A 6,331-nucleotide genomic window follows, 5' to 3' on the forward strand; every position below is an offset into this window, starting at 1 on the left:
CCGCAGCAGGGTCATCCCGCCGCTACCGTGGTCGACTTTCTCACCGCCATTCTCATCCCGCGACCTGTCACCTCACGCCTACAAAATTGCTGCAGGCTGAATGAATGGCTGGGTTTTGCGCCGCCGCGCAGCGCTGGTTTTTAAGCACCTGCAGAAATCCTCATGCTGCGAGCGCTCGCAACAAGAATTTGAGACTTCCTCTATGGGCTCTCCCGACGCCGCGATAAGCATCAAGGGCCGCTCTGGGATGGATCGACTTTCGCTGTACGTCGCATGAACTTGTAAGACGCGGACAAAGCGTACATTGGTACAACCGCCAATCAGGGAGTAACCGAACATTGCTTTCGTACCGGACGTCACAATGCATTGCGCACTCGACCGTCAGAGTTCGCCGAATTCTAAATTCGCTTAGTTTACGAAGTTCCGGCCTAGTTCGGTTTGGACAGATGGCTTGCAATCTACCGTTGGGCGGCTTCAGCTTCTTCAGAAGTCAAAAAGCGAGCCTTGGCAATATCAAAAACTTTGCCATCTTGAGCCACTAAAAGCCCTTTTGAAGACAAGTACGGATTGGTTGTCAGCTCCTTAGCCCACGCCGAAGCCTCGATTTCTTGGAGACGATCCAGTGTCTCTTTTATGGATGTTTCAGTTATCCTGACGATGTTGAAGCGCTCAGCTGACGTTTCCAGCAATTGGTTCAAGACAGCGACGAGCTCAACAGGCAGGCTGGACTCGTACTTAAGTAGCCTGTCGATTGCACCGCCAAATTCAGCGGAAAACGCGTGAAAATGCCCCAAGGCATAACTCGCATCTTCCGCCGCTAACCGAGCCTGTAGGTAGCCCAAGTCTATGGCAAGTTGCGTTTGTTCAATCGACTGCTCGAGCGTTAATTTTTCTTGCTCTAACGCAGTAATTTCTTGTGCTAGCTCCTGTCGCTTTGTGTCAAAGAAGCCGGTTACCCATGCGGTGCCGACACCAACTAGCGCAAGTGCTATTGGTGTAAGTCCCGCCAAATACCCGGGTCGTTTCCACCAAGCCAGCGAAACTTCGTCGATTTCCGCACGAAGTTTTTCCAATTCAAGGTGTTTGCGTTCAATTTCAAGCTGCGCCAATTCAGCTTCTATGTCAGCCATAGCAAAACTCTTCTTACCTTTGCTTTCCAAAAAAGGAACGTTTGGCCCAAGTTGGCGTGAGCCGTTTGCAACTAAAGTTACATATACTACCCAGTTGTGCCAATCCCGGGCAGAAACCTAACTTGGTCGATCACAGTGGCTAAGGTGGTATTGGGTAACTGAGCTTTTGGCAGCCTGCCTGAGTAATCGCCCTCTTGGTGACATCTAACGGTAATCTTGGGCTCGTTGCCGTCATTCTCTGCGATGTGTCCCGACAGGAAGTAAGAGCCCATTTTTCCTCAATCATTCTCCAACAAGTTGGCAATGCCTGCATCATAGAAAGCCCTGCCTTGAATAGGAAAGCCGGACTGGCTGTTGAAACAAGAACACGCAGCGCCGGGGTGTTCAGGGCCAAGTAAAATGCAATACCCTTCCAATACGACGCAAATATTGGCAGGGGGTCCAGGATTGGGAATAGGACCCAAAGGATCTGGAACGAAAAGACCTGTCGATTGACATCTCGGACTGAAGCAATCCTCATTGTTGCTATGAGGAACGAGTTCCTGAGCTCCCGATGAGAAGGCTATGAAAGTCAGCAGGATAGCTATTGGCAAGGCGGGCGTCATTGCAGAGTTCGCGCGTTCTTCTGTGAGTACTGCCGCAAATATTGGACATTTTCATGCTGGAGTCACATTTTGTCTTCAGACCCCGGTAACGCTATTCCTCAGTTGCTGATACGCCACCCATGCTTCTTCCTTTTTGGCAGCAAGTTTTTTGGGGGGCGAAGCAGTCATTTATTCACCGTGAAGAGAAGGGCCGGAAAGAGTCCAGAGCTGACTATCAATTTTTGACCCTTCCAGAAAGTTTGAAAACCTCAACCGGCTCTCGCATTCCTTTAAGTGTCAGTTCACCCGCGGAAGTGGTAATGAAGTCGTTTTCCACTGCAATTGAAGCCCGCGGAGACAACAGAATTTCCCCATCTTCAGCTTGATCACAAAGCCTGGCAGCAAGGTTTACCGATGTGCCAGCGGCTGTGTAGTCGTAGCGGCCTTCGTAGCCAACCACCCCCACCGTCGCATAACCGAGCGAAATTCCGACGCCGAACGCCAACCGGTGCCCAAGTCGCTGCCAAATCTTGCAAAGCTCGGCCATCCGGGTATGCATCGAGACTGCGATCCCGACATTCGCCACGGTAGCGCGATAGTCACTACGGGAAGTTCTTCAATGCGCAATAAACCTGCCTTTCGCCGCAGGGACACCGACGGCCGGGTTCGTCACAATACGAAGGAAACAATGGTTTTTAAGGGCTACGTGGACATTTACCAGGGTTTTTCTAGCCGTGCTATTACTTACTTTGCAGCGAAGAAAGCGGCGCTTCACATAAGGCGTGTCTCTTTTTGCCGATGGAGAAAATGGTTGCGCAGTTTTAGTTATACTCAACATGACCATTAAGGAGAGTGCCCTTCAGACTAAAAAATTAAGGCCGGTGACAATGGATTTCACCGGCCTTAATCTTGGGCTTGGGCTTGGGCTTGGGCTTGGGCTTGGGCTTGGGCTTGGGCTTGGGCTTGGGCTTGGGCTTGGGCTTGGGCTTGGGAAGGCGTCAGACGTTCACGCGGCCTTTGGCAAGAACATTATAGATCGCTCCACCCAGAACCGCTCCGATCACCCAACTGTATCCCGACAAGAAAGCGAACCAGGGAACCCAAACTGTCGCAACCGAGAAGATCGCTGCCAGTCCGAAAGCCTTTACCGCCGAACCGTTCCAGCCGTTATCGTAATGATAGGTGCCTCCATCCATGTTGTAGAGGTCATCTTCGTTAAGTTGCTCCTTACGAAGCATGTAGTAGTCAACAATCATTATGCCAAAGACCGGGGCCAGAGTCGCTCCGAGAGTGTTGACAAACCCGCTGATCCCGAACTGGCTGATGAAGCTGTTCCAGAAGCCGCCGATCACCAGTGCGAAGATAGACGTTATCAGACCCGCCTTACGGAAACTGATCTTTTCAGGCGCAAGGTTGGCGATCCCGTTAACCGCAGGGATGAAGTTTGCCACCAAGTTGATGCCAACAGTGGCGGCAAAGAAGGTGATGGCTGCGATAATGCCCAAAAGGACGCTGTCAGTGCGTTCGACGATCTCGGTCGGATTGATGATCTCTTCGCCAAAAACCACTGCCGCACCACCTGTCGTAAGAAGGGCCAACGCTGAAAACAAGATCATGTTGAATGGCAAACCGGCGAGGTTCCCGAGGATCATTGTCGGCTTATCTTTCGCATAGCGCGAGAAGTCGCTGAAATTGATCATAACTGCGGCAAAATAAGCGACCATAGTTCCGACAATAGCAATGAAGCCCTTGAATTCGGTCCAAAATGTAGCTTCGGGATTAGCGAATATCGTTGCCGTGGCTTCAAGCAGCTGTCCGTCGGATCGTTGCCAGAGCACGATTACCAGACCGATCATGACCAGATAGACAAAGGGGCCAGCAATATTCAAGAACGTCTCGACCCAATTCATGCCCCGCCAGAAGATCACTATGTGGAAACCCCACACGATCACAAAAGACAGCCAGTCAATCCCCGTTAAACCCAGAAACTCCGACCCGCCGCTGATGCCGGTGACCGAACGGATCAATAGTCCAAGTGCGGTAGACGCGAAATAGACTTGGACACCATACCAAAATACGGCCACTGTCGCCCGTAATATTGCAGGCAGCTTTGCGCCTTGGGTTCCCATGCTGGCACGGGCCAGGACCGGATAGGGAATTCCATATTTTTCACCTGCGGCACCGGATAGATTAACCATCCACATGACAAACAAGCCGGCCGCGATCAGGGCAGCAAACGCTGTCCAGCCCCCGACGCCGTAAGAAATGAACAATGATGCAACCAGCGAATAGCCGAAGAGCGATTGCACGTCATTTGCCCAGATATTGAAGATGGCAAACCAGCCCCATGTTTTTTCGTCGCGCCCGACAGGATTGAGCGCGTTCCCCTCGGGGTCCAGCGTCCCACCGTGGGTCACATGTAATTCATCTGTTGCAGTCATGTTTTCCTCCCTAGAGCTCATTGCCCGAGCAGCAGAGTTGGCCATGCCGTCAAGCAGTGCGAATTTGAGCTTGCAACTAACATGTTACGGTATATTTTAAGTAATAGACTATAAAAAATAGCAGATAGTACTTTATGGATATTACAGGAAATAGGGGGCAAGGAGGTCGAAAGTGAACCGGGCGCAGGATGTCCAGCTGCTGGCGGACAAGGCACAGGAAGCCCTGTGGGCTGCATTGCGGAACGGAAAACTGCGGGACGGGCAGTTTCTGTCAATGTCACAACTGGTGGAAATTATTGACTTTCCCCTGTCCGCCGTTCGAGAAGCGGTGAAACAGGCCAGTTCACAGGGGCTACTGATAACGCTGCCAAAACGCGGCATTCAGGTGATGGAAGCCCGCCCCGAAACCATCCGGGAATGTCTTGATTTCCGTATGGTGTTGGATCAGGAGGGTGCACGGCGCAGGGTCGCCGGTGGTTCGCTCGCCGGTCTCGACGCATTACGGGAATGCCATCAGGCTATGTTGGACAGTGTGCGCACAAATACCGGCAGTGAACTGCCTCCGAAGGCCATAAAGGTCGATTTGTCACTGCACAATTACTTGGCCGGTGGGATCAATAATACACAGCTGGAAGCTGCCTACAGTGCCAACCGGATGCGAGTCGCAATTATCCAAAATGCACGGCCTTTCCTCCAGGTCCGGATTGCGTCGGCAATGGAAGAGCATCTTTCTATCATTGACGCGCTAGAACGCCGCGATTCCAAAGCAGCGGTCGGTGCGATCAAATATCACTGTGAACAGACACTTCGTTGGTGGGGCGTTACCTAGAGTAATAGTGCGCCGACCACAATGTTGTTTGATGAGACCGAGCACTGTTGATTAGACCCGTATCGTTGGTGGCATAAGCAGAGATTTCTACAATTCATGTTCGGCTACGGCCAATGGCAGAAACTTGGGACAAAGCCATCGTTGGCCCACCTAGGGGCGGACGCATGGTGCGAACGGCATGATTCGTCTGCACTCAACGCAATAATCCGCTATCAGGAAGCCACCAAAGCCTTGCTAGGTTCGCTTCCTGCACTTCGCGGTCATTCAATCCATACGCGGCATTCAACAATTTGGGCTCATTGAAGACTTCGGGGCAGCCGCAGCAATGCCCCTGCCCGGCTAAAAACCAACTAAGCAGACGGCCCATAAGAGACATTCAACACCCTATCGCAATGCCTCGGTCGCAGCCCGCTTAGCCGACATTCGCCGCGCATGCGAAGATCGAATATTTTCGAACTCACAGTCTGCGCAACAAAGCGCCATTTTTCTGCGATTGCACGAATGTCAGCTTCTGACGCTAGCTAACTGCTAACTCGTCGATTGCCGCTGCTAGCTTTGGTAGGTCAGCCTCATAGAGGCCGACGGCATTGAGGCGATTCGTTTAAAGTATTTTCAATCCATTCTCGGTACGACAAATGTCGAGAACATAAGCTGGTGTGTAATTTGGGTTCGCTTCCACCAATCGCTTGGCAAATTCCACAGCATCTTCATCAATTTCATGACGATATAGGCCCTTCGTTGCGACAGCGCGGTAGTCGACTTTGATTGAACGCGACCATGACACCTTCAACATCTCAGGTTTTTCGACTGGGAGCGCCGGTGCGCCGTTTAGGTCCAATTCCGTTTCAGCAACGTCCTTGCCCAAAGGAGGCGGGGTTGGCCTTGGTAAATATCTCCGAACCAAGTTCGCTTTTTAGATCGCTCCAAGCCATTTGCCGCCTCTGAACATTCAGTGTGTCCAACGCCAACCTGACTATTCTATTGCGGTCTGAATCTCGAAGGTTTGGAGGCATTCCGCGAACTACATCCCTTACAAACGGAGCAAGTTGTTCGCTCCAGCGCGGATCAGCCCAGCACGCGGCTTTTAACGCACCTAACGACGGTCCTGCCGCGTCCTTTCGTGCATCATCTAAATAACGACGTAACACTGGGGCCGGATCGAAAGAGAAGCGCCCGGCAATACGAACCATTGAGCCTGAAAAACGCTGATCTTCCATTACGTCAAGATAGGCATCGGCATGAGAGTCATTTTGTTCTGGTGTCTGTCGAACTGCGACGCTCAGGATACCGCTTGATCCTCCCCCTCTGAAGTGGTCCGCCGTTATGGTTAAGAAAACGGAGGAACCA

At 51.8% G+C, this 6,331-nt stretch carries 5 protein-coding genes; 1 reads left to right on the top strand and 4 read right to left on the bottom strand.

Translation table 11 applies throughout. From position 1 onward, the window contains the following. Positions 1-458: 458 nt before the first annotated feature. The 3 genes from GOX66_RS25080 to GOX66_RS25090 all read right to left on the bottom strand — a co-directional run bounded on the left by GOX66_RS25080 (position 459) and on the right by GOX66_RS25090 (position 4,155). Positions 459-1,130, bottom strand: coding sequence for a hypothetical protein (locus tag GOX66_RS25080; RefSeq protein WP_170766585.1), 672 nt, complete (start codon positions 1,128-1,130; stop codon positions 459-461). 819 nt (positions 1,131-1,949) lie between these two features. Beyond that, on the bottom strand, positions 1,950-2,300 hold the full coding sequence (locus GOX66_RS25085) for an adenylate/guanylate cyclase domain-containing protein (protein WP_336509532.1): 351 nt from the start codon (positions 2,298-2,300) through the stop codon (positions 1,950-1,952). Between the two features lie 412 nt (positions 2,301-2,712). Beyond that, positions 2,713-4,155 (bottom strand): NCS1 family nucleobase:cation symporter-1, encoded by a 1,443-nt coding sequence (locus tag GOX66_RS25090; protein WP_170766588.1) that lies wholly within the window; start codon positions 4,153-4,155, stop codon positions 2,713-2,715. A gap of 172 nt (positions 4,156-4,327) precedes the next feature. Between GOX66_RS25090 and GOX66_RS25095 the strand changes: the two genes are divergently transcribed. Then, positions 4,328-4,984 (top strand): FCD domain-containing protein, encoded by a 657-nt coding sequence (locus GOX66_RS25095; RefSeq protein ID WP_170766590.1) that lies wholly within the window; start codon positions 4,328-4,330, stop codon positions 4,982-4,984. Between the two features lie 845 nt (positions 4,985-5,829). Here the strand turns inward: GOX66_RS25095 and GOX66_RS25675 are convergent. Further along, positions 5,830-6,331: hypothetical protein (locus GOX66_RS25675; protein WP_214652773.1), on the bottom strand; the 502-nt coding region annotated here is incomplete at its 5' end.

The sequence above is a fragment of the Ruegeria lacuscaerulensis genome (assembly GCF_013031245.1).
GTDB lineage: Bacteria > Pseudomonadota > Alphaproteobacteria > Rhodobacterales > Rhodobacteraceae > Ruegeria > Ruegeria lacuscaerulensis_C.